We start from the raw sequence: 25882 nt of genomic DNA on the forward strand, positions 1-25882 counted from the left end.
CGGCGGCGGCTTTGCCGATGACTGCGGCGAACGCAAAAAAGCCGACAGACACCGGCGGGTTTAATGCCGCCATGATTGCCGGCGACCCGATGAGCCCGGTCAACCCGTTCAACAGCGGTTCGGACCCGCTGACGATGCCAGGCGACGCCCGCATCGGCGTCTTTCCGTATAGCCGAGACCAGATCTTCCGCGTGCTGACTGCGCCCCTGAAGCTGACCACCATCGAACTGGAGCCGGGTGAGAAGCTGATCGCCGATCCGGCGATGGGCGACAGCATCCAGTGGGAAGTGGACGACGACAAGATGAATCACGTGTTCATCAAGCCGCACAAGGCGGACATCGTCAATACGCTGCACCTGACAACGAACCGGCGGGAGTATGACTTCACGCTGATCGCGTCGCCGGCCGGGGGCTTCTTCTACCAGACCGTCCGTTTCCAGTACCCACGCGCACCGATGGCCCGAGCAAACGTCCGGGCCGAAGCCGGTAGTGCTGGCCCGGGTGTGGAGGCAGGGGAGCGGGGCGGCGACTCAGGGGCCATCAGCGTTGCGCCCGATAAGCTCAACTGGGATTACTCGGTCGACGGTAATGCCGAATTCAAGCCCGAGGTCGTGTTTGATGACGGTCACTCGATCTGGATGCGCATGCCCGCCAAAGCGCAAACGTGGCCGGTGCCGATGTACAAGGATCACGGCGATCGCGTTGTCGGCAATTTCATCCGTCGTGGCGACTTCCTTGTATTCCAGCGCCTCGCCGACGAGATCGTCCTCGTTTCCGGCAAGGATGAGGTGACGGTGCAACGTGGACGCCGGCGCGTGTTCGGAGTGTTCTGATCGTGGCTAAAAAGACCGAACAGGCGACGCCCAATGCCGAGCAGGCTGCCATCGTCAAAGGCAAGACGCCCCGCAACGCGATCATGAGCATTGGCCTGCTCGCCGCTGTGGTGATAGGCACGCTCGGTTTCTACTATGAGCTCAAAGCGAGCGACCAGGCGGCGGAAGACGCGCGTCTCAAAAAAGCTTCAGCGCTGAAGAGCAGCACGGAGCCGGCTGCTGGCAGTAACACCGACATCGACAAGATGATCAAACAGCAGCAGGAAGCGGCTGCGGCAGAAGCAGCTGCTCGAGCCGCTTCTGACGCCGCGGCTGCGCAGCGGCCAAGCGTGAAGCCAATGCTGACGGGCAACGACTTCCAGCGCGAGGTGGGAGCGGACGGTGCCGACACTGGTGCGCTTGCTGCAAGCAACAAGCTCGATGCGATCTATACGTCGTCGGTATTCAAGCAGTCTGGCGCCTCCCGAAATGCCACCCAGCAGGCGTCGGCCGCGCCGGCAGGCGTACCGTCGCCGGACGATTTCCGCGCCGCTCGCGCTGCGGCGACGTCGGGCATGCAGAACCCGGCCGACGCGATGGCGCTCGCGCTGGGCAAACAGGGACAGGCGCCCGAAGACCGCGATCGCGCTTTCCTCAAGGATGCAGCGGGGCAAGGCGGCATCGAGCGGACCACCTTCAACGGACAGGCCCGCGGCTGCACGCTCACACCTCCCCACAATATCCACGTGAAGACTGTTGAAGGCCTGAACTCGGACAAACCCGGCCGCGTTGCGCTGATGGTCGATCAGGACATCTATGACAGCCTGCGTGGCGACTGCCTGATGATCCCGAAGGGTTCGTTCATCAACGGCGCGTATAGCGCGGACGTCAAGGTCGGACAGGAGCGCCTGCTTGTCGCGTCGACCAGTCTGCGGCTGCCCAACGGCAAGAGCGTGCCGATGAACGGCATGCAGGGTGCGGACCAGAATGGCGCCGCGGGATTTTCGGGTGATGTCAACAACCACTTCCTGGCGATCTTTGGCGCTGGCTTCATTACCGCAGTCCTGCTGAAGAGCTTTGACAATGGCTCAACTACCTCGACGACGGCAAGCCCGATCGGGATAACGACCACCGGGAGCACAGCAGGGCAGGTTGCCGCGACGACTGCGCAGGCCGTGCTTCAACGTAACCAGAACATTCCGCCGACGATCACAGTGCCGGCTGGGCAGCAGTTCCTCGTCCAGGTGACGCAAGACATCGTCATGGAGCCGTACCATGACTAGGCGCGTCGTTGCAGCGCTGCTGCTAACGGTCGCGTACTCGTCGGCGAGCGCCGCAGTGATCGAAACGGTGATCAGTCCGACCCGTTTCGTCGTTAAGGAAAGCGGCGAGCGCACCGTCCTGGAGCTCCCCGGCACGCCCGTGTATGCCTGCGGCCTGCAGCGCTTTCTTACGTGGGCGCAACCCCTGAAAGGACAGAGCATCAACCCGGGCTCGCGCGGCTTCGCGTCGGTGCTGGTTGATGGCGCGCCTGAAAGCCTTCAAACGATGCTCGTGAAGAATGGCTGGCTGCGACCGGCAGTGCTGGACGACGACGCGCAGGCCGCATTAACCGAGCGCCGGGGTGGCTGGGCTTGTGCCTCCGCGCAGGCGCCATTCGAAGTCATGCATACGAGCGTCGACGCCAGGATCCTCGCTGGCGTCGCGCTGAATGAGTCGGCTTATAAGGGTCGTGCATGGCCGTGGACGCTCAACGTGGCCGGCCGCGGCTTCTTCTTTCGCACGCGCGATGACGCCTACAAGGCGATCCGCTTTCTTATCTCCGAGGGTCGTTGTGATTTCGATGTTGGCCTGATGCAGGTGAACTGGTGCTATCACCGCCAGCGCTTTGCGTCGCCGTGGGATGCACTTGCTCCGGCAACGAACATCCACGCGGCCGAAGACATCCTCAACGAAAACTATCGCAAGACGCATTCGGCGGTGAAAGCCGTGGCTTACTACCACAGCGCGAACCCACAGCCCGGCCGCGAGTACCTCGCGCGCTTCATCCAGCATCTCTCCCAAATCGACCGCGGTCTATGAAGCAAACGCTAACCCTTATCGCGCTGGCTGTCTTCTCGTTGTCAGCGTCGGCTGCGAGCACCGATCCGCTCGACTTCGATTACCAGGTCAACGGCAACATGAGCGAGCGGCCTGCACTCATCTTCAATGACGGATCGGACACATACCTCCAGCCACGAGCCGGACAGAACCTCAAGGTCGAGGGCGGACACGCCGAGGGTCCGTACATCGTTGTCTCGGGCACGCCGGAAGTGATTTCATTCTCAGTGGGTGGATCGAGTGCAACGGCGCGGTGGAAAAAGGCGAACACGTTCACAACCGAAGCGACCAGCCGTAACGGCGACATGCCCGTTGGCTTTGCAGGCTTCTCCAACCGTCTTGCCCTTATCGGTGCGCGCCCCCGACTCGAGACGACGCGTGCGATGAGCGCAACGCTGCCACTCGCACAGATGGTCAAGTCTCTGGTGCCGCAAGGATGGACAGGCTCGGCACAGAAAGATGTTGACCTGACCGGTTCCCAGAGCTTCGCTACACGTGACGGCGAGAACTGGATGCAGTCGCTTGACCGCCTCCTCGGCGCTGTAGATCTGTACGCGGACGTCGACTTCAATGCGCATCACGTGACGCTTCGTCGTGCGGCCGTTAAATCGACCGGCGTGAACTACGTCGCGAGCGCAGCGCCTGCTGGAACGACTTCGCAGACAGCTGCCGCTAGCCCGTCGACTGAACCGTCAAAGCCGGGTGACAGTGACAAGCTGCAAGCGCAGGACGGTGGCCTTGCGTCGAAGTTCGGGGCACTCGCCATCCGCGATGGCGACGACACGCACATTCAGATCCGCTTTTCACAAAGGCCTGCAAAAGAGCTCGTCTTTCGGGACATGGAGGGGCACTCGCTCAAGCCAAAATGGGACGACTCAAACAATGTCGTGACGTTCAACCGCGCAGAACGCTTTGTGGTGTCCAACGGCGTGGACAGCGTCGAAGTAGCCCGCGTTGCTGGTCTCGTGTACACGTTTGAGCCGAAGAACAGTGCCGGCCTTGAAAGCGTATTCGACAAGGAAGGATCGACCTACTTCAAGTTCGCGGACACGGTTGGGAATGTGAAGGTCTCGGACGTCGCCCACATGGGATCGGGTGAGCAGAAGGGTCGCTTCTTCAAGTTCAACGGTACGGCAGACCAGTTCATCGTGAATGCTGACGGCAACGTGGTGAACGTGACGCGCAAGCACGATGTTCGCTTCTTTGACCGGCCCAAAACATGACTGTTCGGATCTTCACCGCAATGGCCGGAGCGCTCCTTTGCGCCCAGCCAGCCTTTGCAGACTGTCTCGACGACGCCGCACGATTCCATCACGTGAACGTGGTGCTGGTTCGCGCGATCGCGCAGCAGGAGTCAGGGATGCGCGCCAACGCAGTGAACCGCAACACCGATGGCAGTGAAGACATCGGCCTGATGCAGATCAACTCGTCATGGCTGCCAAAGCTCAGGCGCTACGGCGTGACTCGGGACTCGCTGTTCAACCCATGCGTCAACGGATATGTGGGCACCTGGATTCTTGCGTCGAACATCAGGCAGTTCGGCCCGACGTGGAAGGCGGTTGGTGCGTACAACGCCGTCTCCAGCAATAAACAACTGGTGTACGCGAATCAAATCTATCGGCGCGTCGTGCGCGCGGCCCACTGACACTCATGAAGCCAATGATCATCATGCCCACCCGTCGCCGCGCGCCCCTCATCGCGCAGGTCTTCGCTCTTATCACGCTGACGGGTATTGCGACCGCTTCGTTCTCTCAATCGCAACTGTCGCCGCCCAACGGGAGCGGCTGGCAGATGCTTAGTGGCCCAGCACCGGAGCTGACCGGTTCGCTCGCAATGGTCAGCCCCGCGCCTGGTGTCGCGAAAAACACTGGGTCGGTTGCGGAGCCAGCCGCAGCCCGCCCGACGCCGACCGTACCAGCTAGCGCGTTGGCTGCTGTAACGCCAGTGGTTCTTCCTGCTGCGGTACCGGCTATGCCGGCCTCTCTGACACTCGCTATCACGCCCCAAGACATCAATCTGCGCAATGCGCTTGATCGCTGGTTGCAGCAACAGGGCTGGCAACTGGCGTGGAAGATCGACGATGACCTTCCCCTGGAATTCAACGCTACGTTCAGCGGCGACTTCGACTCGGTGCTGACGCAGGTCATGCGTGCAACCAATCACATGCGCACACCGACCCGGATCTGTGAGCACTCCAACAACGTGATTCGCGTGGTAGCCCGCGCGGCCAACTGCCAGGACTAAGCCATGCGCGCTAACCGATTCCAGATTGCTGTTTCTATTCTCGTTGCCACGATGCTGGCGGGATGCGTCGTCTCGCAGTCGGACGTGGATCACGCTTACGATGCCGCGAAGCGGGATGCTACGCACGCCATGTCGGGCATTGGCGACTCAATGCCTCTCGTCGAGCATGTGCCAACCGCGTTCCTTGGCGATCGGCTGGTTCCGGTGGCTTATGAGGCAACGCTGCCTGCAGTCTTCCGCGACAAGACAGTGACCCTTCCCGCGAACCTTCCGATTACAAAAATCGCCACGTTGCTATCCGACGCGTCCGGTTATCCGGTCCACTTGAGCCCCGATGTGTTCGTCCCCCGCGAGGCACTGGTCGATCCGGTCACGGGCGGGAAAGGAGGAATGGCCGGAATGCAGGCTCAGAATGCGTCGGGAAATATTGAACCGATCTACCGCCAACCGGGCAACGCCCGGATCGGACAGTATCTGCATAACGTGACGGAAGACCTCGGGCTCGCGTGGAACTTTGACGGCGCGACGATCAACATCTCGCGCTTTGTAACGCGCACTTTCCAGATTGCCGCGATCCCGGGCGCCGTGAACGTCAAGTCATCGATGACGAAGGGTACGGACACGTCGACGGGCAACCAGTCCACCGGGACCGGCTCGACGAGCGCGAACACCGGATCGTTTGCGGCCGTCACGTCGACGGGTCGCGACGGCACCTTCGACCAGATCGCGCTGATCACCAAAGAACTCGAAAGTCTCAAGACGCCGATGGGCAAGGTCACGGTCAACCCGCATAGCCGTCTGGTCATGGTGCGTGACACGAAGGAAGCGGTTGATCGCATGAACGAGGTCCTGACGCGCGAGAACGCCATCTCTACCCGTCAGGTGTCGGTCCGCGTCCGCACATTGCAGATCGCGCTTAACGATGGGTCTCAAGCGGCCGCTAGCGCGGACATCATCTTCAACCGGATCCAGGACGGCCTGCTGAAGTATACGGTCAGCGTCGTCTCGCCGACGTCGCTTGCTACCGCAGCGGGCTCCGTTGGTCTTTCCATCCTGAAGCCGAATGCGCCGCTGACCGGCACGAACGCGGTCATCAACGCGCTCAACACCTACGGCAAGACGGTGTCGGATAACACGCAGACCAAGATGACGCTGAACGGTCTGCCGATGTCGATCGGATCGTTCGAAACCAAGGGGTATCTGGCTGCGACGACGCCAGGGACTGGATCGGTCAGCGGTACGGCAGGTGCGCCGGGGCTGACCCCAGGCTCCGTCACGGTGGGCGATTTCGTCAACATCCTGCCGTCGGTGAACGATCACAACCAGATCATCCTGTCCTACTGGAGCGACAACTCCAAGCTCAATGGTCCATTCACCACGATTGGTACAGGCTCAGGCTCCTCAGCACAGCAGATCCAGTTGCCCGACATCGTTGGCAGCAAGGATGACCAGACTATCGCGCTTTCGGACGGTCAGACCGTCGTCATGTACGGAGCCGTAACCAACAATTACGATGGGGCGCGCAACGCGGGCATTCTCGGTATGAGCGGCGCGTGGAACAAGGCGAAGACCTTCCAGGTGATCATGTTGACGGCTTCCGTCGTTCCGTCGATGTAAGGGGACGCATGCACTTCGAAACGATCCCCAACGAAAAGAAGGCGCGCCTCGTCTTCGGGCTTGACTGGCGCGCTTATGCGACCAAGGGTGCGGCGGGCGAGCGCCGCCGCTACGCCGACGAACTTGACGCGACGCATTACGTTGAGATCAAGGGCAAGGAAGAGACGGTCGCGGGATTCTGCGCGCCCGAACCCGTTGAACGGAAGGGGCTAAAACTATATTCCGCGGCAGCGCGGGTCGCCGGTCTGGATCGAGTACGCGCAAAGCCTGCGGTGCTAGTTCTGGTACAGGACGGCCAGCGCGTGCACGTCATTCTTGTCGTTCGCGGCGCCGTGCGCATCGATCAGACCGTATCGCTGAACGCCCTCGAGGCCTGCCGCGACACGCTGGAGGACGAGTGCGCGAAGGACAGGGTCGGCCTGGTTACGATGGGCTATGGCGCGGATCTGCCTGGCCTCGACGAGCCATTCACGCCCGCTGAGCTGCTGCGAGGCAAAAGCGTTGGACTCGTCAGGAAGGTGCCCGTCAAGGTACCCAAGGTCATCCCACTGACCGTTATTGCCGGCACAGTGATCTATCTGGGCATCGAAGCGCTCGCCTACTTCAATCCTCCGCCGCCACCGCCGGCACCGCCGCCTACCTACATGCAGGACTACCAGGCGGCGATCGCGCGCACTTTCAATGGCACGGTGCCGCTCGCATCAGCACTTGCGCCGGCACTGATCGACGCGTTTGGCAAGCAGGAAACCAACGTCGCTGGGTGGCAGTTCCAGAAGGCGTCGTGCGGGGCTACCGGCTTCTGCTCGATCACGTTCAAGCGTGAGGGCGGCACTTACAAGGAATTCGACGCGCGCGCTCCGGCTGAAATGCGCCCGGTCGTGTTCGATCCAAACGGCTTGCAGCTGCAGGTTAAAGGTCCCGCGGTGCCCAAGGTGCAAAAGCTCTCGCTCGCCGGGGAGAAGCAGTGGCCGAGTGCCCAGTCGCTGATCAAACAGCTTCAGACCGATCCTCAACGGCTGTCGACCAAGCCCGACCAGCTGATGAGTCACGGCTATGTCGTCACGTTGCGGCCGCCGCAGCGTCTGCTTGCCCGCCAGCCGAATCCAGGTGAAATCAGCGGCCCGCTTCTGCAGGCGGGAGACTGGACCATCGAAGGCTATATGTGGCAGAGCCGCCTGCTGGAAAAGCTCCCGGACAACATGGCGCTTGACTCACTGGAGCTTGAGCTCAAGGCCGATGGCAGTGGCGTTCATTTCACCGCGAAGGGTAAATACTATGTTCTCCAATAAGTCTGGCCGCTTCGCGGCGGCGTCGCTGTTCCTACTGTGTGCCGCGGGCCTTGCACACGCCGATGAAAAGCACCTGACGCTCGATGATATCGACGGTCTGGCGCGACAGAACCTCGTCAATTCGATGCGCAAGACAGATGGCGCGCAGCCGCCTTCGGGCGGCGTCGCACTGTCCGCGCCAATCGTGGCGCCGCCAGTGGCCGCAGCGGCGACGGCTACCGTCGTGGTGAAGCCAAAGCGCGCGGAAGCGCCAGTGAGAAGGGCGGTACCCGTGTCGTTCGTTGGTGCGTACAGCGATGCGTCAGGCGCGCATGTGCTCTATGAATATCAGGGCGGTGTCTACACGGCCGGTCGCGGCGAGAAGCTGCTGAACGGGTGGATCGTGACGCACATCGACGGGTATCGCGTCACCGTGGCCGAAGGCAAACGCACCTGGTCGGACGTGATCTCGGTGCCAGTGGGAGGCGCGCCGATGGGCGACAGTCCCGCTGTTCAGGCCATCAACGATCTAGGCGGTCCGCTGCCGGTCGCCAACAACGGCGTCGTATTCCCCGGAGCACATTAAGCATGAGTCTCTTTTCAGGCGTTGAGACGGACGAGGCCCAGTCAAGCGGTGGCTTTCTGAAACGGTTGCGTGGCGTTCGGCCATCTGCCTTTGTGGAGTCGGGGCAGGGTACTGCTCACCACACGGGTCAGTCCGGTCTGGAGCCCGCGTTCAGAGAGCCCACGCGCGCGATCAATCCCACCGTGTCGTTCCTCGGACGCAAGCTCGCAGGCGACGAGGTTGAGGACGTTGAGTCATTCAATGAGATCCGCGGGGGGCGAGTTGCCCCGGTTAGCCATGAGGCAGTCGTAGACGCGCCGGCAACCACAGCACCGACAGGCTCCACAGCGACCGCGAGCCTGGGGCAGACGAGCGCTGATAGCACTTTCTCCGTATTCACTGAGCACCAGCCGGCTCCAGCTCCCAGCGACGCTGACATCGCGCGTACGCTTGGCGACGCCTACTCGGAGGGCGAAAAGGCGCTGCGCGAACTCGATGCGCTGATAGCTTCTCAACGTGGGACCGCCGAAGACGGTCTGCCGCCCGCCGTAGGGGCTTCTGCCTTCCAACCGCAGACTGCTTCGCAACCGCAACCTGAACATAAAACGGACCCGGACCTCACGACGGGGCAGCAACCTGTCCGCTCGCCCGAAGTACCGGTTGCCGTGCCGGTGCAAGCCGTTCAGGGCGCGACGCTGCAGGCTGAGCCGGCCGCAGAGATCGACGAAGATGTCAGCGACGAGCCCACCGGTGAACAGAACGGTAGACCAGTGCTGGTATCCGCCGATGCGCTGCCTGACTTCAAGCGGATCGTCACGGGCACAGACAGTGATGCAACGCTGAGGCTATCGGCTGCGGCCCGCAAGGAGTTTGTCGCCGTGGAGATTCAGCCCGGTATAGCGATCGTTGCAGCGACCGCACGATTCAGTGAGCGTGCGCAATTTACGACTTTCGTAAAGGATCTCGCCGCACGGGATTTACTCGTGCAGGAAGAGATGATCGCGACCGAGGAAGTCATCGCGGCGATCTATGAAGGAAAGAAGCGGGAGGTGTCAGGCAACACAGAGCGCGAATCGTCGCGCGCTATCGGCAACTTTCGCGACGTCATCGAAGCCGCCCACTCGTACGGTGCGAGCGACATCGCTATTGAGCCGCGAGATTTCCGCGGGGAGGTCGAAGTTCGATTCCGGGTCAACGGCGACGTGTATACCTATCGCCGTCTTCCAAAAAGCATCGTTCGACGGGCGCTGTCTGCCGCGTATTCGGACCTTGTGCAGAAGAACACAAACTCCGGCAACTCGTTCCAGCCCAGCGCGCCGCAGTCCGCGATGATTCCACTCGTGGTCGGTCGCGACACAATTAATCTGCGCTGGCAGTCTGCGCCGACGGTCGGTGGCTACGACGTCGCCCTTCGTCTGCTCGACGGCAACTTCAAGAATTATTCAGTGCTGATGCCTGCGCAGATGGGCCTTGCCCCTAGCCAGCTGGCCTTGATCGACACGCTCAACTATGTGAGCGGGGGCATCACTGTTCTGACCGGCGAGACGGGATCGGGCAAGACGACACTGCTTCGCGCACTGTCCTACATGCTGCCCGACCGCGAACTGAAGAAACAGTTCGCCGTCAGCGAGCCGTCCGAATACCCATTGCCGTGGTTGTCTGAAATTTCGATCATTTGCCGGCCCGACGAATCCGACGACGAGGCCAATCGCAAATACGCGGAAGTCATCCGGACGCTGATGCGGATGGACCCGGACGATGTGACGATCTCGGAAGTGCGCGATCGCGTCGTGATGGGGCTCGTGTCGGAACTCGCGTTGACCGGACACCCAGTGCGCTTCTCGCTTCACGCGGGAGACATCATCTCCGCATTCATGCGCATGGCGGGCGGGCGTCTGCTGCTCCCCATCGATGAACTGGCGGCGGAAGGGTTTGTGAACGCCGTCGGTAACCAGAAGCTGATTCCGACGCTATGTCCGCACTGCAAGTTGCCCGCCGAAGACGTGATGCCGCAATCGGATCTTGAACTGCTGCGCTCGAAGTTCGGCCTCGACACCTCGCGCATGGCTTGCCGCGATCATGCCGGTTGCCAGCACTGTCGCCTCGATGGTCTCTTCTCGCGCGATGGCAAGGTCGCCGGCGGCACAAAGCGGCCTACGCTTGTTGCCGAGTTGTATCGCCCAACCGAGGAGTTTCGCGAGCGGATTGCGGCTCGCGATTGGGCGGGCGCCCGCAAGGTGTGGCGCGGCGAAAGGCTAACTGGGTTCGACAGCGAGGACATGACTGGAAAGACGGTATATGAACACGCTCTTTTCAAGGCTTCGCGAGGGGAAATAGACCCACAATTCATCAACCGTTCCATGCAGTCGTTCGCGCAGTACCGGGTCTTCCCGGGCGCGGACAGAAAAATCTAAGAGGTTGGTGAGTCATGTTCAGTTCGTTGGTTGCTCTGCTTCCAGAGGCGACGCAGATGCGAGTCGCACGCTGGCGCTTCCAGGGCGTGCGCGAGACGTTCTACAAGGAAACGCGCCTCGACATCGAGAAGAAGGGCCTGCGTGACGTCGAAACGCTGCGGGAGCGGCTCGAAACATATGAGAACCGGAACCGCAAACGAGGCCGCATTGAATGGAAAGTATTCGCAAAGGTTCGCGAGCGCCTCGTCAAGGGCGATTCGTTTTCGGCTGCAATAAAGCCGTTCATTCCGGGCGACGAATACACGCTCTTTGATATTGCTGACGAGTCGACGCAGAAAGATGCGGTCGTGCGCGGTTTCGAGCTTGCCGAGATGGCGGCTTTTGCCAAGCGCACGCTCTCGTCACAGACGGCGATGCAGGTGGCGTATCCGACTTTCCTGCTCATCTATCTGTACGGCTTCTGCATGATGTTCGGCGGGATGATCTATCCGCAGGTCGTTGAGATCCGGCCGCTCGAACAGTGGCCAGATGCGGGGCGGCTGTTGTATCACATCGACACCTTCGCATACGAATACTGGTGGGTTTCGACGTCGCTGGTCCTCGCGGCAATCGTCGCGTACTTCTACAGCCTCAAGCGCTGGGTGGGGCGTGTGCGAGCGAGGTTCGATAACTTCCCACTGATGTGGCGCAACCGGCGCGATATGCGCGCTGCTTTGCTGATCGTTTCGCTCGCAGGCCTGTTCGACTCCAACCTCACGCTGCGGGCGGCGATCAACCGGGTCGCGCATACCGCTGATCCGTGGCTGCGCTGGCATCTGATGACGATGAGCAAGCGCCTGACCCAGCGCCCCGACCAGCCGATGCGTGCCCTTGACACGGGGATCTTCTCGGAAATGATCGTCGACACGATCACCGATGCCGCGGGCCGCGACCAGTTCGAGGCGGCGATCAAGTCGCTCGGTCGCGAATCGCTGGCGCGTGTCGTGGAAGCCGTCAAACGCAACGCAAGACTCACCCATTACGTCCTGCTCGTCTTCGCGGTCGCGCTGTTTCTGACGATCGGCGTCGGCTCATACGTCGTCACAGGTGCCGTGAACATGACGGGTGGAATCCCGGCCGCAGGCACTCCCTAACCGCTATTGCAGTTTCATCTAGCCGCGCTCACGACGCGTGAGCTCATGGAGAACCATCATGCAACACAAAATGCCGTCCGACCGTCGTCTCAATCTTCTGCGCATGGGGCGCCGCCGCAAGCAGTCCGGTGAGTTGTCGTTGATCGAAGCGGGCGCCTATATGGCGGGCGCAGCGCTGCTCGCGATCGCGGTCATCAAGGGAAGCACATACGTTTACACGCTGATCAAATCGCAGGAATTTACGAGCGAAGCGCAGATGTTCCATACGGGCATCCTGAACGCGACGCAGAACGACTCGGACTTCTCAGCCGAAACGCTCACGACTCTGGCGACGAATCGTGCTTTCGATGCAGCGGGTACGCGGCTCGCGAGCGACAAGTCATCGTTGAAGGGCATTTTCAACCAGCCGGTGACGGTCAGCGTTGGCACGCTGAGCACCGCCAGCGACTCGTTGATCCTGAGTTACCAGGTGCCTGCTGCAGTGTGCTCGATGAGCATCGCTGCATTGAGCAACACGTTCTCCCAGGTCGGTGCAAACAATACGACCCTTGCCGGGCCGACCACGACCTTCAATAGCGCGAGCGCGGGTACGGCTTGCTCGTCGGCTGGCGCGTACGCGACTCTCCAGTTGTACACGTCGCGTACGTAACGGGGCGGCCGGACCATGGGCAGCTTGCTTGAAATGATGTTCGTATTGTTGGGATCGGCGATCCTGACGGTGCAGGGCATCAAGCTCGACATTGAGCAAAAGCGCGCGACGATGCTGGCGCTGGAAGGGCAGAACGAGGCGACGCTCGTCACTGCCTTTCAGGGCTGGATCACGGACAACTTTGGCACGATCCTGACGCAGTACGCCGCGTCGGGGAACAACCCGTCGATCACGCCTCCGACAATCCCGCAACTGGTGACGGCGGGCAACCTCAAACAGGCGCATAAAAACGGTCCCTACTGGGGCGGATCTTATGTGACCGCGATGACGATGGTGCCGTCTGGCTGCACGCAGAGCGCAGGGAACTGCCGCGTCGCCTTCACGATGTACCCAACGGCGCAACTACTCAAGGGCGGCAAGGCAGACGTTGCAGGCGCTGCCCAGATAGCGCAGGCTGGTTCCAAGCTCGCGGGCACAAGCCAGTTCGGCTACTCCAACGCGCAGAACCCGGCTCAGATTGTCGGCATCAACGGCTCATTCACCGCAGTTAATCCACTTGGATCGAAAGCGGCGTCGATCATGGCGACCAACGGCCCGAACACGGACGGCAGCTCCGTGTACATCCGGCGCGATGGTAGCCTGACCTGGACCGGCGATCAGGATGTCAACAACGTCAGCCTGAAGAACGTCAACGATATCAAGACGCAGACGCTCGAAGCGAGCGGGGCGGTAGCAGCGGCCAGCGTATCTGCGACGGGTGCGGTGACGGCCGCGACGATGACCGCAACTGGCGCCATAAAGGGCAATTCTGTCACGTCAGCCACGACCCTCCAGGCAGGGAACGTCGCGTATCCGCGCAACCCTTGCTCGCCAAACGGCGCGACTGCAAACAACATCGACGGCTCCGGACAACAATTGACGTGTCAGTCAGGAATCTGGCTCCCGAATGGGGGGCGACTTCTGCGAATGGCATACAACCCTGTCTACGACAACAACGGCGTCGCCAAACCATCGTGCTCCGCGGGCGGAACCCCCATAGTCGAACTAACTCCCCAAAACTGGTATGTGAACACGTCTGCAACGGTGAACTACAACGCATATGACCAAGGCACATGGTGGCTTGTCCGCATTACGGATGGGGGCGGTGCGGGGGTCCAAGGGATGGCGTATGCCGGAACCTATTGCTCGTATTAGGAAAGGAAGTGGGAACATGGTGAAAAGAAACGCCCTGCCGTCTATGCGGACAACGGTTGTTTGCGCGCTACTCTCCGCGAACATCGCAATAGCTGGTAACCCGGTCGTGTGCACGCCGGGATACTACGACGCGACGTGTAACGGGAAGATCGGTGCCGGTTATCAGGCCGCGCCGACTTGCCCCACTGATCCTGGGTGGATAACCGTGTCACCCGCCCAATGGCAAGGATCTAAATTTTCGTCGCCCCAGTGTTCATACCAAGCTCGACCGGCCTGTCCCGCCGGTATGACACAAACTGCCGCCCCAGTGTGGAACGGGGCCGCCTGGGTAGGCATGACCTGCCAACCGAGCGCCCCGACGATAACTCTGCCGCAGCTTGCAGCAGCATGCGAGTCTGCGATCGGGGCGAACATGGCGAGGGCGGGATACAACGGAACGAATGGTACTTATCGCGGCGTCTGGGGAAGTCTGCAAGGTCCTTATGCAGTTGGCCCTGGTCAGGACTATCCGGCGCAGGTGTCGTTCGCTGGCATGGGGGGGAGCGGACCGGGCGGAACTGGTCCGGGAGACTTCTACTATGTGCGTGACATAGGAAACCCGGGTGGCGGAGGCACCGGAGGCAACGGTATCGGTGTGTGCTGGTTTCAAAGTGGCACTGCTAACCTTACCGGTTTCGATTACTTAGAGGACCTAGGCAATCTCGGTGGTTGACCTGCGGAGGCCACTGCAATGAAAAAGCGCCCTCGGGCGCTTTTTTATTGCGGCTTAGGAAACTGCCGCTCCAAGCGCGGCGCACAGCCTCTCCTTACCGTGCTATGCCCCTCCACGACTAGCCGTGGCACTGCGCCGGGTGTTGGTGGGTTGCCCGTGATGTTAAACAAACGCCGGCTTGCGAAAGCGAAGCCGCAGCGATGGAGAGACCAAAAAAAGCCCCGCTTAGCGGGGCTTTATTCGGCGGCCGCAAGAGACATTGCGCCGCCGAGCTCAAAGCGCAGGCCCTTATCCAACTACGTTGCCGGTCGTGAAGGTGAAGGAGCGAGAAAACGCCTTGCCGTTGACAGTACCGGTAAGAGAAACCGAATATTGCGCATTCGGTGTCAACGCTGTAGCCGGGTACGCGACCGATTCGTAAGCCGGTGTATCTTTGTTCGGGTCCGTTGAGCTATTAAGCAATTGAAGCGCGACAACGTTTCCCGACGTGTCTGTGATCGTACCGGTCTGCAGGACGATTGAATCAGTCGGATCCCCCACTACAACGATGGGAGTACCCCACGAGCCTGAGGTGTTAGGAGGCGTCGGCGTTTCAGCGGTGCCCTTGTACGCTACGCCGCTCGTCCCTTGGCAGGGGAACGTCAGCGGTGAGTTCCCCGGCATCGGTTGAAGGTTTGCCAAGCTCAGTGCGGCGAAGATCTCCGGAAAACCGTTGAAGGTGGTTTGGCTAATACCCACGCCGATCGTAGTCAATGGGGCAAATGCAACGCCGACGTGATAGACACCGGACAGCCAGCCGTATACCAGTTGCTGACCATACTGCGTGTTGGACCAGTTGGCGTTCGTGTAAAAGGCGCCGCTAACGCCACCATTCGGAACGCCTTGGGGATAGCCGAAGTGAACAGCGCGGTCGCTGTAGCTGACGCCCGTGAAACCGGCATTTCCAGAAGCCTCGGTGTCCGTCACTGTGCCGCCGTTTTGGCGCATGTAATCCGCATGGGCCTGAGCAGCTTGATCGTGTATCGTGTTTTCAACGAGCGACGGAAAACCGCATTGCTGGCGTTGTTGATTCAAAACATTGAACGCGGCCAGTTGAATACTGTCGGCCGCATACTGCGGCGTTGACACGTTGCCGGTGCTAGGACTTGCCGGCGCGGTCGTGGCGCCAGAGGAATTGCTACCGCTGTTACCGCCGCCGCCACCACCACCGCATGCAGCAACGAGGATTGCAGCCGCAACGGCGGTAGAAGTCAGTGTGAAAGTGCTTTTGATCGTCATGTTGTGTGGCCCTAGTCGTTAGTGCAGTCGCCCCCGCGATCTGCTTACTTTCATCTTATCGAGCGCAATCCAAAGTCAAGGCAGCGTCGGCCGCAACGTTCGGAAAGCTGGAATGCTTACCGCAATTTTCGCGTGCGCTGGCATTGTAAAGAGCGGTAAGCGGTGGCGGCGAGAGGTCGTTGCGTAGGCGCAACCGTTTGCTACCGTCGTCCCGAGCGGCTCTTTCGACGGTTTATGCGGATCGCAATAAAAAGCGCGGCGAGCAGAGTGCCGGCGACCGCTGGCTGCTGTTTTCCAACCGTCGAGAGCATCAATGAGCCTCCCCAGGCCAGCGCGAGAAAGAACACAAGTTGCTTGAATGCCTTGCTGTCCAGCACGCGCAGAATCCGACCGCCCGATTGCGCGCACTGCTTCGCGTACCGCTCGTTGGATTTTTCGAGGTCGAACGTCTCAGGCGTCGCCTGCCGGTCCGCTCTGTAATGCCGCTCGTACCGATTGAAACGAGCGTCGCCTCGGCCTCTGAGCCAAGCCGCGGCGCTGTCGCCAAAGAGATAAGCGAAGTCCTGCATATCAGTGCATCACGTCGGAGCAGAACTCCACCGCGCCAATCACACCCGAGATGCATTGGCCGTCGGCTTCGGCGTGAAACTCGCCAGTCTCTATGTCGCGCCAGCCGAACTGGACCCGGCCATCGTGAGAAAAGACCACCAATCCGATCTGAACCGCGAAATCCTGATGCATGGCCATGCCTCCCTTATTGTGATTGCTTGCGCTTGCCCACCTGACTCTTTGGCGCGAGAAGGTAATTGCAACCGGGGCAGCTAAAGTCCTTCGCGAGCTCGATCTTGCCTTCGCCGTTGGACAGGACGTAGTCGGTGCCACAGGCCCTGCACGGTGCCATCGTGAGACGGGAGTCCATGGCCATCGAACGCGTCAGGTAGTTGGCCCTGTCTGCGGTAATCACAAGGTTCCTGCCGAACATCTTCGCCATGACGTCATTCGCAGCTATCAGCGCCTGCGGGATGTTCGCCTTGTTTTCGAGGCCGTTGCGGTAGAGCCAGACATAGACCGAAGCTTGGAGTCGATGAACGGCTGTCTCGATGAACCAGGTCAGGGAACTCGCCCGACACCCGCAAGGTGAACTAACGCCGTGGATCTCGCGGTACAAAGCGCGCGCCTTGTTCTGGTTAAGGCCAAAGAGGTCGATCGCCGTCGCTGAGCGGCAACCTTGAGCCATCATCAGCCGGGCGAAATCTTCACGCTGGCTTCGCTCAAGTCGAAGGTCGGTCCACAAATGCTTGTAGGGCAGCGACCCTGCCCTTACTGGCGAGGTGGCCATGATGTAATGAGCAACGGTTTCCTCGGTCAGCCAACCCGCGCTGTATTCGAGCCAGAAGTTCTGATCGTGGAATCGCCACTGGAAAAGCGGAAAGCTGATGGAGCCGACCGCTTTTTCGAGCCGTGCCATTGGCACCTGCTTCAGGTAGGCAGCCATTTCGGTCGAGATGCCTAGCAGCGGTACGGCGACGATGCTCATGTGCAGCACGTCTTTCAGCAGTTGCACGTACGACAGGTTGTAGTGGTAGACGTCACGACTGGTGACCTGGTCTAGCTTGGGCATCGCCGCGATAAGGCTTTCTACTTTGGGCGAGTACATTACTCCGTCGACAAAGCTTTGCCAGTCTCGCGGATCATCGAGGACCGGTGAGAGCGCAAGGAACGGCATGTTCATCAGGGTGGCCTTTGCCCCGATGTGTTCATCGAATGTCGCGACGTTGTCGAGCGAAAGCGAAAACACGGATTGCATGCGGCCGTTCGCGCCGATCGAGCGGCGCATGAAGTCGGTCAGAGCGAAATTGCCGCGCTGCACTTTCTCCGTCAACCAATCGGAGAGAAGAAGGTTTTGCGGCTCACTATGGCCGTAGAGATTAACTTTATGCATTTTTTCTTTTCGTACTCTATGTGAGCGGCGTGAGCCGCTCATCCCCGGTAACAACGTCTTAGCCTTGCGTGCGCTGCAGAGCTGCCTCAATTTCCGACACGTACTTGCGCATCGTCGCGGCGATCGCTTCAAGGGTCGAATTGAATTCGGTTGGGTCTGCCGACGCCTGAACCGCCAGTTGCACGGTTGCCATCTTTGCAGCGATCGATGCCCACGACGTGGTGAGCTCGGCTACAGCGTTTTTGACCGCAATACGAGCATCGAGCGCGGCTTGGCTTTCACGCAGGCTAGCCTCGAGTTCCGCCTTCCGCGCGTCCAGCAACTGCTTTTCCCTCACCTTCTCGTCTAACTGGCTCGAGAGACTGTCCAGCGCTTCTTTGAGCGACGTGTACGATGGCGGCAGCGTTTCAATCGGAACTTCGACTCGCTCTACCTTTGGCGGAGCGCTTTCCAACGCCATAAACTTGTCAGCCAGCTCTTTATACTCTTTGTTCTTGTCGGCCAACGCCTTCTCAAGGGCCGGATATCCCGCCGAATTCTTAGCAAGCATCTCGGAGAGAGTGGCTATGCTCTTCTCCTGTTCGAGGATTGCCCGTTCGTGATCGGCAATCGTGTGCTTCAAATGGCCGTTTTCCCGCGCGCTCTGATCGAGTGCTAGCTTGCTGTCAGCGAGCAAACCTTCGATGTTAGCCACGTGTGTTTCTTTATCCGCGATCTCTTCTTCTTTCAGCCGGAGCGCTTTTACGAGCTTCGCCACGTCCTCGCGGGACATATCTGGCGTCGCCTGTTTCTGCTTGACGACAGCTTCGATCTGCTCATCCGTTACGTCATCCGCGGCCAGTATCCTTAGCTCACCAAAGCTGAACATCTGCACAGCTTCGGCTTTGTCCGCAAACTTCATGTGACAGCGCATGTAATTGTATGCAGAAGCCCGCGTCAGCTTCATGGCCCGTTCGAAGAAATCAAAGCACAGTTGAGCGCCTCGTCTCTGACTCTTTGGGGTGTTACCTACCCGGCCGGTGTGATGGTTGATCGCCTCCGTCATCATTTGCTGGAGGTGTCCTCCCAGAATGATCAGTTCTGAGACGACCTTCTCCCGGGACTCGGAGACGGCCATCATGTGTTCGACGAGCTTGGCCACCAGTTCAGTGGCCTCTGGGCCGCCGCCGAATACGTCGCGTGCCGCAGCCGCGATCTTGTCGCGGGTAGCAGCTTTCGGGTCCTGCATGCTGAAAACTAGTTCGTCCAGCGGGTCGAAGGGCACCATTTGCCCAGCGTTAGCGTCGGTCGGAGGCAGTGAGCCCTTGGTTGCGAATCCCGGCACCAGCCCGCGCCCATTGGGCCGGCGATCGGGGCTGGACGTCTTGCCATTTTGCATTCTTCTCTCCAGAAGTTGATAGGAACGACACACCCTGGTTGTCGTCGTCAGATTGAGCCGATTGTTCGTGAGACTGGACGGCGCGATGCGGCGCTGTCACTGCATGGTTTGCGTTTGGACGGTTGTCGCTGCTGCCACTTCGTGGCAATTGCCGACGTAAGAAGGGCGGGGGACTTGTCTTCAGAGTAACGGCTGCGCAAGTCGGCAATTGTGCAAAAGGGGCACTTTTTATGCGGCCTCTCGGCAATCGAGCGCGCAGTTGGCGCTCTTAAGGACTGGGAAGCAATTGCTAACCGCGGGATTCCAGCTCGGACCCGCGGAGCAGCGTTAGGGTCGCGCGGACACGGAGCAGTCTCGCAACGATGTCCGCAAACGTGCGCTCCGGATGCTGTGTCGCCGAAGAGTGATCTGGTTGCTGACGTCGACGTCAAGGATGACATCGCACTTCCCCGTGTTGATGTCGCGCAGCTTGGTCGCGCTACGCAGAGTTGGTTTTTCCGTCGGCCCTTGGTCCGCGCCGAGCGTTCTATAAAGACGGTAAAGCGGTATCGCTTGGAAGGCGATTCTAGCGATGTTGGCGGTAATAGACTAGCGAAAAAACGCCTCTTCAGCGAAAAAACAGGTAGAAGATTCCCTCATTCTTTCGCCGTGAGGGCGACTGAGGTAAAATGGTGCTCCGAAAAGGTGTTACGAAAACACAACAAAGAGGAGAGATTGGATGAAGCCGGAAGAGTCGCTTGCCATCACCGAGCGAGTAAAAAGCATGCTCCGGCGGCACGGCGTAGCCGATCGCAAGCACGCAGCGCAGCTGTCAATGCTCCTCCAGATCAGTCCGCAGTCCACCTACAAAAAGCTTGATGGGCAATTGCAGTGGACGTTGGATGACATACTTGCGATCGCCTCCGCAATGAAGGAAAGCGCGTCGTCGCTGCTCGACGATCCGGGCGAAACGCAACTCGAACGCGCAGTGCTGCGTTTCAACGATGGTGAAATCGATTGCATGGTGAAGGTCGGAGCGCCGCCGGGCCCGCTCAGCCGGCCGGATTATCTTGCGCTTAGAGAGCACGACCGCTGGAGCGTTTATCCGGCGTCCCGGGCGCCTGACGCAGCGGTGATCGCCATCCAGGAAATCGTAATCCGGCCAGTACAGGCTGCGAATGCGCCGCGTATCGCCATCATCGATGACGACAATGACACTGCGGAACTCATCGCGATGGTCCTCGACAGCAAGGGGTTTCAGACCATTACGCTGGCGGGCGTTGAAAAGCTACAGTCACAGCTACGAGAGAGAACCTTCGACGGGTACATAATCGATTGGTATCTGGGCGGGGCGACCGCAGAAGACTGCGTGAAGGTTATACGTCGGACCGCCGGGGAGGTCCCGCCAATATTGCTGCTCACCGGAAACATAGACAGCGGGCTCGCGAACGAGTCCGACATCACACGCTTGATGGTTGAATATGGCCTCAAGCCCCCGTTCGAAAAGCCGTACAGGGTGGAAATCATTGCGGCCGAGCTCGTCAGGTCTCTCAAAGAGGTCGCGAAAGCCAAGGCTCAGGTTGCTAGCGCCCCAGTGTAGCCATTAACGCTTCCTCAAGCTCGTCGACTCTTACGGGCTTGATCAAGTAATGCACGAAGGGCGCGCCGTCGGGCTCCGCATGGGATTCTGGCGGCGTCGCGCTCACCCAGATTATCGGTGTTTGTTGGTTCAACCCTGTATGTGAACGCAGGTGTTTTGCCAATTCTAGCCCGGTTGTCTCGGCGAGCTCGATATCAAACACCAGAGCGTCGTATGGGGTTGCGGCGAGCTTTTCCAGCGCGCCCGCCGCGCTGGCGACGGCATCGCACTGCAGGCCGAGCGCTGCCAGGATGTCCTGGAACGCTTCACGCGAAAACTCCTGATCGTCGACGACGAGCACACGCGGATCTGGGCCGTCAGTCACAGCCGGGGCTTTCGCCGGCTGCCGTCTATGCAGCACCGCTCCCAGAGGGAGGCGGACAGTAAATGTCGACCCCTCGCCGGGACGGCTGCGGAGTTCAATTTGCCCTCCCATCACCTCGACCAGCCCCTTCACGATTGCGAGCCCCATTCCAACGCCTTCGCGGCGCCCTCCCGGCGACAACGGCAATTGCGTAAAGGGTTTGAATATCTCTTCGACCAAGTGGGAAGGAATCCCAAGACCCGTATCAACGACTTCGACAAGCAAGCAGGCGGTTGCCTCTCTTGGTTGCAAAGATGCGCTTACTCGAACCATGCCTCCGCCGCCCGTGTACTTGATGGCGTTCGAGACGAGGTTGGTCACGATTTGACGCAACCGCGTCGCATCTGCCAGAAAGACGTCCCAGACGGGCTCAATCTCAGTCTCCAGATGGACACCCTTGCGCAGCGCGGTACCCCTAAGATCCTCAACGGCCGCTTCAACCTCTTCAAGGGGGGCGATCTCGGCTGGTTTCAGCGAGAGCTTGCCGGAGTCAAGTCTTGCAAAGTCGGTTAGATCGCTCATCTGCGTCTCCAACTGTCGAGCTGCCCGGTCAAGTTGGCCCATTACCTTCGCGTTCGCCGGCTGACCGGCCGAATTTGTCAGTACCTCGATGGCAGTGGTAATCCGCTGAAGCGGAGTGCGTAGCTCGTGACCGACAGCGCCAAGGAACGCGTTCTTAGCAAGGATCGCCTCAGCAGCGGCACGATTAGCTCGTTGCTCGGCCTCGATTGTGGCTGCTTGTTGTGCTGCAAACGCTCTGCGGCGTCGTTCATAAATGATGCCGAGTACGAGCAGAACGGTTCCGGCAACACCCACAGCAACACTTGCTATGAAAAGCTTTTGGCGCTTGATGACGAAATCTCGGTAGACACGGTCTCGGTGTGCGACCTCAGCTTCGCCTATTTGACGAGCTAACTGGTCGCCTACCGAACGAATGTCTTCAAAGATGGGGTGCAGCTGATCGGCAGACTGAGGATCCCGCACCAGCGATGGTACGAGCGCAGATATGCGGCGGATGTCTTCACCTAGCGCGGCCATTGTCGGTTTGAATGCTGGCAGAGCCGCAAGCATATCCGCCGCGTCCGAGCGATCTGCCATCACCGCGTAGCGAGACTTCAGCACGTCGATCCGTCTTGATAATTCGTCGACGTCCGGTGCGACGCCGCGCTCAAACAGGAGTAGCTGGCGCTCTGCGAGCAGTGCAGTTATCTGAAACCGTGCCACTGTCCAATAGTGATTTTCCTGCGGCCCGACTGTCCGGCTAATGCTGGAAGGCGCGAGCAAGAGGTCATACAGCGCATAGCTCCAGCCCGCAATGGCGACCAAGAGCGCCGTCAGGAGCAGTACCAGCAAGCGCCTTGTTGTTGTCTGTCTCTGTCCAGAAGCGCCTACTTCACGGTTATCCGAGTTACTTGCCATATGAACCGCGCGTCGTATGTCGCGCTATTAAGCACTGCAGGATATGAATCACGGGGGTATATGACCCAAATAGGTCCGAACCTATCGCGGGGCAAGTCTTGGCCGTCGGCTGAGAGGGCAAGGATTACCCCGAACTTGGCGGCATCGGAAACCGGCACGGTATAACAGTATTCGTCAACCGCACAGACATCTAATGTCGTGCCTTTCGCGCCCACCTTACTGAGGATCTCGCTCAGAAGCGGCCCGCGGAAGGTCTTTTTCGTTGTCCAGTTTGTCGAAGTAACGATCGCCGTCTGCTTCAGCGCCCTGAGGTCGGCGTCCCGAAACTCGAATTGTCGCTTGCCTGCGACGTTTGCCAGGGTGATGTTGCCGTCAATTGTCAACGTCGCTGCGGGCGAGGCGGTCGCCAACGAGGAGCAGAGCGAAAGAACGAGAGTGATGATAGCAGGGAGTCGTTTCATATCAGGGCATCTTGCCAATTACCAAGGACTGCGGCGACCGACAGTGGCCGCGTGCTTTATAACGGCAAATATGCGCGGCGCTTGAGGACCGGCCAAAGCGGTTCCGCCCAAGGGACGCCAAGGGCTGGCCCAGTCAGCTTCCCGAGTAGCCTACCTGCGATAAAATGTCGACTTGCCAACAGCTTCCGCTAGGTCCGAACAATGTCTGCGCCATCGCCAGCTGCTTCAACGCTCGAATTGCTCACTTACATCCAGTCGAAACTGGAGGCCCTACAGCGGGAGTTCGAGCTCGAGGAGTCGAGTGGCGTAGCAGCGGATGATTCCCGTCATGCGGAGTTTCGGCTGCTGGGCGAGCTGGCACGGCGGTTATGGCCCCGCGATAGTGAAGAGGGGGATCACGACTTCATGCTCATCATGCGAAAGAGGGAGGCGATCGCGAACTTGCTTGTGGAGCAAGCTCGACGCTAGTTATTGGCTGATTGCGGGCAGTTCCAAGCCTTGATCGACAATCACCCTGAAACGCCCCTCCAACAGCTGCAGGTCCGAGTCCCGACCGCTTGCCTGAAGCGATCGCAGCGACGGCACTTCAATTTTGATGGCCGTGCAATTCTTATAGTCGCGCACTCTTAACTCGGGCTCGATACTCGAGAAGAACGCTGTTGTAGGGACGTCAAATCCTGCCGCGATATGAACTGCCGCGGTGTCAGAGGTCATGACGAACGAAGCACCGCGAATAAATTCGAGGAATGTGTCCGTTGCGACGCTGTCTTTCGTAACGTCGACGTATGAAGGATGCTGTACAGGCGCAAAACCGAGGACTGGCATTCCGTATCTGCTGGCGATCGCGTCGACCAAATCATAATGGACGCTTGTCGGGATACTGCGCAACGGGGTGCTGGCATTGGGTGCAAAGATGGCGTACGGCCGGTCGGTTGGCCTTGCCTTTAAACCTTGCCGCGGGAGCGCGCTTAGCCACCTATTCTGTTTGTCCGACGGCGCAATCGTTGCGGGGTCGGTGCCTAGGGCATCTATGAAGAAATCGATCATTGGTGTATCGGCAAACCTGGGCCAAAAAAGGTGGTTGCCGACGTCAATGACCGTTTCTCCGCTCGGCAGCCGCGAAGCTGGGAGCGGCAAGTCCTCGCACTGGTCTACTACTATCCCTGTCGCCAAGGTGTAGATTCGATTGACATACTCGGGGGCTCGTGACGGTCGGTAGATGTGGAAGCGAAGGTGAGGAAACCGCGTTTTTATCGCATGTATGGCGGTTAGGCCAATAATGGAATCTCCCAGCGTCACTCCCATACCATTTATTACGTGGACGGTTGATACATCCCGCCAGTCAAGCCGGAAAGCCGCGGTGTTCGCGTTCACGACGCCGGGAAGCTCCGTCGACGGGTAGTGAGCCGTGAGCGGAGCCTCACCGTATTCCAGGTCATATGGAGCGACGAGATCTCCGTCCGTCGAGAGGAGGGAGCCTGCATGGAAAAGTACTTCGTCGGGCGAAAGAAAAGTCATGGCACTCTTTTAGCTTGCTTTGCGCGCGCCCCTACTTGGAAGCCGCCGGTCGTCCGGGTTGCATAGCCCCGGAGCGCGGGGCCTTGTCGGGCGACGGCTTCGATCCGCGCGTTGTTAATGGCTGTCACGCCTGCGACGTCTTTCGCGTAGCTGTAATGCAACCAGCGCGGCGGTTTCAGTGTGACGCGATCAGACCAATGAATGTAGCTGGCGGCCGAAATTGTATAGGGCATTTCTTGCGCGTGCCGATCAGCTAAGTCGTTAGCCTGCGACGACCGTTTCAAGAACTCCGGGCAACAAACATAGCCGGTTGCTTTCGTTGGTAACAATTACCTCGCTACGCGGGTCAAATGCGTGGCGACTGCGGCATGTGAAGTGTCAATCAGGAGCTCGATCCCGGCAGCCGCCTTGTGCACGTCAACGAGTGGCATGCCGCTGTAGTTGTCGCGACGTGCGCGAAGCCAGTGGGGCAGGTCGTCAAGAGAAAGCAGGTCAGAATGCAGCGCTGGACTGAGGTGCGCATCATCCGAAACAAGGAGTCCGGCGCCGGCCACCGGCCACAATGCGGGCAACCGCCTGCGGAAGAACGCGACCTTGGTCCTGTTTTGTTCAAGCGGTGAGCGGCGTTGCTGTGCCTTACCGTCGCGATCTGTCCGCGTCAGGAAACCGGGGACGTCCGCTGGACTTATGTGACCCGACCAGTTCTTCGTCTCGAACACGAAGATCCCGAACGGGGTCACCGCGAGGTGATCAATCTCAGCGGTGGGGAAGTCGGTACCAGGCGCGTGCTCGATGATGATCGGCCCGTTGAAGAGATGGTAGTCAGCGCCGCAGAGCGCTATCAGGTTCTCACGCAGCGCAGCCTGCGCTTTGGCTTCGCCTGCCTCGCCGCGCGCAGCGCTGTGGTCCTTGAGCTTGTGCCGGAACAGACCGCCAAACGATGGACGCTTTTTGCGGATCAGAAATTGCCATACGGCTACGCCCAGAAGAATTTTGAAAAGCATTGCTGCCCCAAAGCGTTGATGACGAGACCAGCTTGACAGGCTCTGATTGAAGTCAAGGCCGCGGAAGACGCCGAGTTCGCAGTGGCAACGCGAAAGCGCACATGTTTTTTGGAGCTTTACCCCCGCTGAATCGCGAGGCGATGCGTAAAGTAATTCCTATCCCCGCGTCTTCGACGCATCGACCTGAGTGTT

Annotated in this window: 23 protein-coding genes; 14 read left to right on the forward strand and 9 right to left on the reverse strand. The window is 59.8% G+C overall.

What is annotated here, in order from left to right:
• The first annotated feature begins 17 nt into the window (after positions 1-17).
• The 13 genes from OH764_RS34545 to OH764_RS34605 are packed head-to-tail and all read left to right on the forward strand — an operon-like array spanning position 18 to position 13996.
• A complete protein-coding gene (locus tag OH764_RS34545) occupies positions 18-833 on the forward strand; it encodes a TrbG/VirB9 family P-type conjugative transfer protein (protein ID WP_498851443.1) in 816 nt (271 codons plus the stop codon).
• A gap of 2 nt (positions 834-835) precedes the next feature.
• Entirely contained in the window at positions 836-2095 is a 1260-nt protein-coding gene (locus OH764_RS34550) for a TraB/TrbI/VirB10 family type IV secretion system protein (protein WP_498851444.1), read from the forward strand.
• Complete coding sequence (locus OH764_RS34555) at positions 2088-2894, forward strand: lysozyme family protein (RefSeq protein WP_498851445.1); 807 nt, start codon at positions 2088-2090, stop codon at positions 2892-2894. The genes OH764_RS34550 and OH764_RS34555 overlap by 8 nt, the downstream gene beginning before the upstream one ends.
• Positions 2891-4135 (forward strand): TrbG/VirB9 family P-type conjugative transfer protein, encoded by a 1245-nt coding sequence (locus OH764_RS34560; RefSeq protein ID WP_498851446.1) that lies wholly within the window; start codon positions 2891-2893, stop codon positions 4133-4135. The genes OH764_RS34555 and OH764_RS34560 overlap by 4 nt, the downstream gene beginning before the upstream one ends.
• Positions 4132-4557 carry a lytic transglycosylase domain-containing protein gene (locus tag OH764_RS34565; RefSeq protein WP_498851447.1) on the forward strand — a complete coding sequence of 142 codons (426 nt, stop codon included), beginning with the start codon at positions 4132-4134 and terminating at the stop codon, positions 4555-4557. The genes OH764_RS34560 and OH764_RS34565 overlap by 4 nt, the downstream gene beginning before the upstream one ends.
• Positions 4558-4562: 5 nt before the next feature.
• Entirely contained in the window at positions 4563-5156 is a 594-nt protein-coding gene (locus tag OH764_RS34570; protein WP_498851448.1) for a toxin co-regulated pilus biosynthesis Q family protein, read from the forward strand.
• 3 nt (positions 5157-5159) lie between these two features.
• Positions 5160-6773 (forward strand): type II secretory pathway protein, encoded by a 1614-nt coding sequence (locus OH764_RS34575; protein ID WP_498851449.1) that lies wholly within the window; start codon positions 5160-5162, stop codon positions 6771-6773.
• Positions 6710-8062, forward strand: a complete 1353-nt coding sequence (locus OH764_RS34580) for a type IV pilus inner membrane component PilO (protein WP_498851450.1) — start codon at positions 6710-6712, stop codon at positions 8060-8062. The genes OH764_RS34575 and OH764_RS34580 overlap by 64 nt, the downstream gene beginning before the upstream one ends.
• Positions 8049-8627 carry a hypothetical protein gene (locus OH764_RS34585; protein WP_498851451.1) on the forward strand — a complete coding sequence of 193 codons (579 nt, stop codon included), beginning with the start codon at positions 8049-8051 and terminating at the stop codon, positions 8625-8627. Before OH764_RS34580 ends, OH764_RS34585 begins: the two co-directional genes overlap by 14 nt.
• A 2-nt stretch (positions 8628-8629) precedes the next feature.
• A complete protein-coding gene (locus OH764_RS34590; protein WP_498851452.1) occupies positions 8630-11020 on the forward strand; it encodes a GspE/PulE family protein in 2391 nt (796 codons plus the stop codon).
• A gap of 14 nt (positions 11021-11034) precedes the next feature.
• The gene (locus OH764_RS34595; RefSeq protein ID WP_498851453.1) at positions 11035-12153 is read left to right on the forward strand and encodes a type II secretion system F family protein; all 1119 of its coding nucleotides are present in this window, start codon (positions 11035-11037) and stop codon (positions 12151-12153) included.
• Positions 12154-12211: 58 nt separating this feature from the next.
• On the forward strand, positions 12212-12802 hold the full coding sequence (locus OH764_RS34600; protein ID WP_498851454.1) for a hypothetical protein: 591 nt from the start codon (positions 12212-12214) through the stop codon (positions 12800-12802).
• Positions 12803-12817: 15 nt separating this feature from the next.
• Positions 12818-13996 carry a hypothetical protein gene (locus OH764_RS34605; RefSeq protein ID WP_498851455.1) on the forward strand — a complete coding sequence of 393 codons (1179 nt, stop codon included), beginning with the start codon at positions 12818-12820 and terminating at the stop codon, positions 13994-13996.
• Positions 13997-14996: 1000 nt separating this feature from the next.
• Here the strand turns inward: OH764_RS34605 and OH764_RS34610 are convergent.
• From OH764_RS34610 to OH764_RS34630, 5 genes are all read right to left on the reverse strand, one after another.
• Positions 14997-15986 carry a CAP domain-containing protein gene (locus OH764_RS34610; protein WP_498851456.1) on the reverse strand — a complete coding sequence of 330 codons (990 nt, stop codon included), beginning with the start codon at positions 15984-15986 and terminating at the stop codon, positions 14997-14999.
• A 200-nt stretch (positions 15987-16186) separates the two neighbouring features.
• Positions 16187-16363, reverse strand: coding sequence for a hypothetical protein (locus OH764_RS34615; protein ID WP_498851457.1), 177 nt, complete (start codon positions 16361-16363; stop codon positions 16187-16189).
• A gap of 193 nt (positions 16364-16556) precedes the next feature.
• A complete protein-coding gene (locus OH764_RS34620) occupies positions 16557-16727 on the reverse strand; it encodes a hypothetical protein (RefSeq protein ID WP_167455805.1) in 171 nt (56 codons plus the stop codon).
• 13 nt (positions 16728-16740) lie between these two features.
• On the reverse strand, positions 16741-17856 hold the full coding sequence (locus tag OH764_RS34625; protein ID WP_498851458.1) for a FlhC family transcriptional regulator: 1116 nt from the start codon (positions 17854-17856) through the stop codon (positions 16741-16743).
• A gap of 130 nt (positions 17857-17986) precedes the next feature.
• Entirely contained in the window at positions 17987-19306 is a 1320-nt protein-coding gene (locus tag OH764_RS34630) for a hypothetical protein (RefSeq protein ID WP_498851459.1), read from the reverse strand.
• A 718-nt stretch (positions 19307-20024) separates the two neighbouring features.
• Here OH764_RS34630 and OH764_RS34635 point away from each other — a divergent pair.
• Positions 20025-20885 (forward strand): helix-turn-helix domain-containing protein, encoded by an 861-nt coding sequence (locus OH764_RS34635; RefSeq protein WP_498851460.1) that lies wholly within the window; start codon positions 20025-20027, stop codon positions 20883-20885.
• Here the strand turns inward: OH764_RS34635 and OH764_RS34640 are convergent.
• From OH764_RS34640 to OH764_RS34655, 4 genes are all read right to left on the reverse strand, one after another.
• Positions 20869-22641 (reverse strand): hybrid sensor histidine kinase/response regulator, encoded by a 1773-nt coding sequence (locus OH764_RS34640; RefSeq protein WP_498851461.1) that lies wholly within the window; start codon positions 22639-22641, stop codon positions 20869-20871. The two genes, OH764_RS34635 and OH764_RS34640, sit on opposite strands and share 17 nt — an antisense overlap.
• A 35-nt stretch (positions 22642-22676) precedes the next feature.
• Positions 22677-23168, reverse strand: coding sequence for a putative pterin-binding protein (locus tag OH764_RS34645; RefSeq protein WP_498851462.1), 492 nt, complete (start codon positions 23166-23168; stop codon positions 22677-22679).
• 468 nt (positions 23169-23636) lie between these two features.
• Positions 23637-24215, reverse strand: a complete 579-nt coding sequence (locus OH764_RS34650) for a glycosyltransferase family 9 protein (protein ID WP_498851463.1) — start codon at positions 24213-24215, stop codon at positions 23637-23639.
• 800 nt (positions 24216-25015) lie between these two features.
• Complete coding sequence (locus tag OH764_RS34655; protein ID WP_498851464.1) at positions 25016-25690, reverse strand: nuclease-related domain-containing protein; 675 nt, start codon at positions 25688-25690, stop codon at positions 25016-25018.
• Between the last annotated feature and the right edge of the window lie 192 nt (positions 25691-25882).

It is taken from the genome of Burkholderia sp. M6-3, from assembly GCF_050858985.1.
GTDB classification, from domain to species: domain Bacteria; phylum Pseudomonadota; class Gammaproteobacteria; order Burkholderiales; family Burkholderiaceae; genus Paraburkholderia; species Paraburkholderia caledonica.

What these genes read in the sequence shown, in the direction of transcription:
- OH764_RS34585 (WP_498851451.1), top strand. Translation starts at nt 8,049, where the DNA reads ATGTTCTCCAATAAGTCTGGCCGCTTCGCGGCGGCGTCGCTGTTCCTA.
- OH764_RS34620 (WP_167455805.1), bottom strand. Translation starts at nt 16,727, where the DNA reads ATGCATCAGGATTTCGCGGTTCAGATCGGATTGGTGGTCTTTTCTCAC.
- OH764_RS34565 (WP_498851447.1), top strand. Translation starts at nt 4,132, where the DNA reads ATGACTGTTCGGATCTTCACCGCAATGGCCGGAGCGCTCCTTTGCGCC.
- OH764_RS34645 (WP_498851462.1), bottom strand. Translation starts at nt 23,168, where the DNA reads ATGAAACGACTCCCTGCTATCATCACTCTCGTTCTTTCGCTCTGCTCC.
- OH764_RS34575 (WP_498851449.1), top strand. Translation starts at nt 5,160, where the DNA reads ATGCGCGCTAACCGATTCCAGATTGCTGTTTCTATTCTCGTTGCCACG.
- OH764_RS34605 (WP_498851455.1), top strand. Translation starts at nt 12,818, where the DNA reads ATGGGCAGCTTGCTTGAAATGATGTTCGTATTGTTGGGATCGGCGATC.
- OH764_RS34610 (WP_498851456.1), bottom strand. Translation starts at nt 15,986, where the DNA reads ATGACGATCAAAAGCACTTTCACACTGACTTCTACCGCCGTTGCGGCT.
- OH764_RS34630 (WP_498851459.1), bottom strand. Translation starts at nt 19,306, where the DNA reads ATGCAAAATGGCAAGACGTCCAGCCCCGATCGCCGGCCCAATGGGCGC.
- OH764_RS34600 (WP_498851454.1), top strand. Translation starts at nt 12,212, where the DNA reads ATGCAACACAAAATGCCGTCCGACCGTCGTCTCAATCTTCTGCGCATG.
- OH764_RS34635 (WP_498851460.1), top strand. Translation starts at nt 20,025, where the DNA reads ATGAAGCCGGAAGAGTCGCTTGCCATCACCGAGCGAGTAAAAAGCATG.
- OH764_RS34595 (WP_498851453.1), top strand. Translation starts at nt 11,035, where the DNA reads ATGTTCAGTTCGTTGGTTGCTCTGCTTCCAGAGGCGACGCAGATGCGA.
- OH764_RS34655 (WP_498851464.1), bottom strand. Translation starts at nt 25,690, where the DNA reads ATGCTTTTCAAAATTCTTCTGGGCGTAGCCGTATGGCAATTTCTGATC.
- OH764_RS34555 (WP_498851445.1), top strand. Translation starts at nt 2,088, where the DNA reads ATGACTAGGCGCGTCGTTGCAGCGCTGCTGCTAACGGTCGCGTACTCG.
- OH764_RS34570 (WP_498851448.1), top strand. Translation starts at nt 4,563, where the DNA reads ATGAAGCCAATGATCATCATGCCCACCCGTCGCCGCGCGCCCCTCATC.
- OH764_RS34650 (WP_498851463.1), bottom strand. Translation starts at nt 24,215, where the DNA reads ATGATCGATTTCTTCATAGATGCCCTAGGCACCGACCCCGCAACGATT.
- OH764_RS34560 (WP_498851446.1), top strand. Translation starts at nt 2,891, where the DNA reads ATGAAGCAAACGCTAACCCTTATCGCGCTGGCTGTCTTCTCGTTGTCA.
- OH764_RS34590 (WP_498851452.1), top strand. Translation starts at nt 8,630, where the DNA reads ATGAGTCTCTTTTCAGGCGTTGAGACGGACGAGGCCCAGTCAAGCGGT.
- OH764_RS34545 (WP_498851443.1), top strand. Translation starts at nt 18, where the DNA reads ATGACTGCGGCGAACGCAAAAAAGCCGACAGACACCGGCGGGTTTAAT.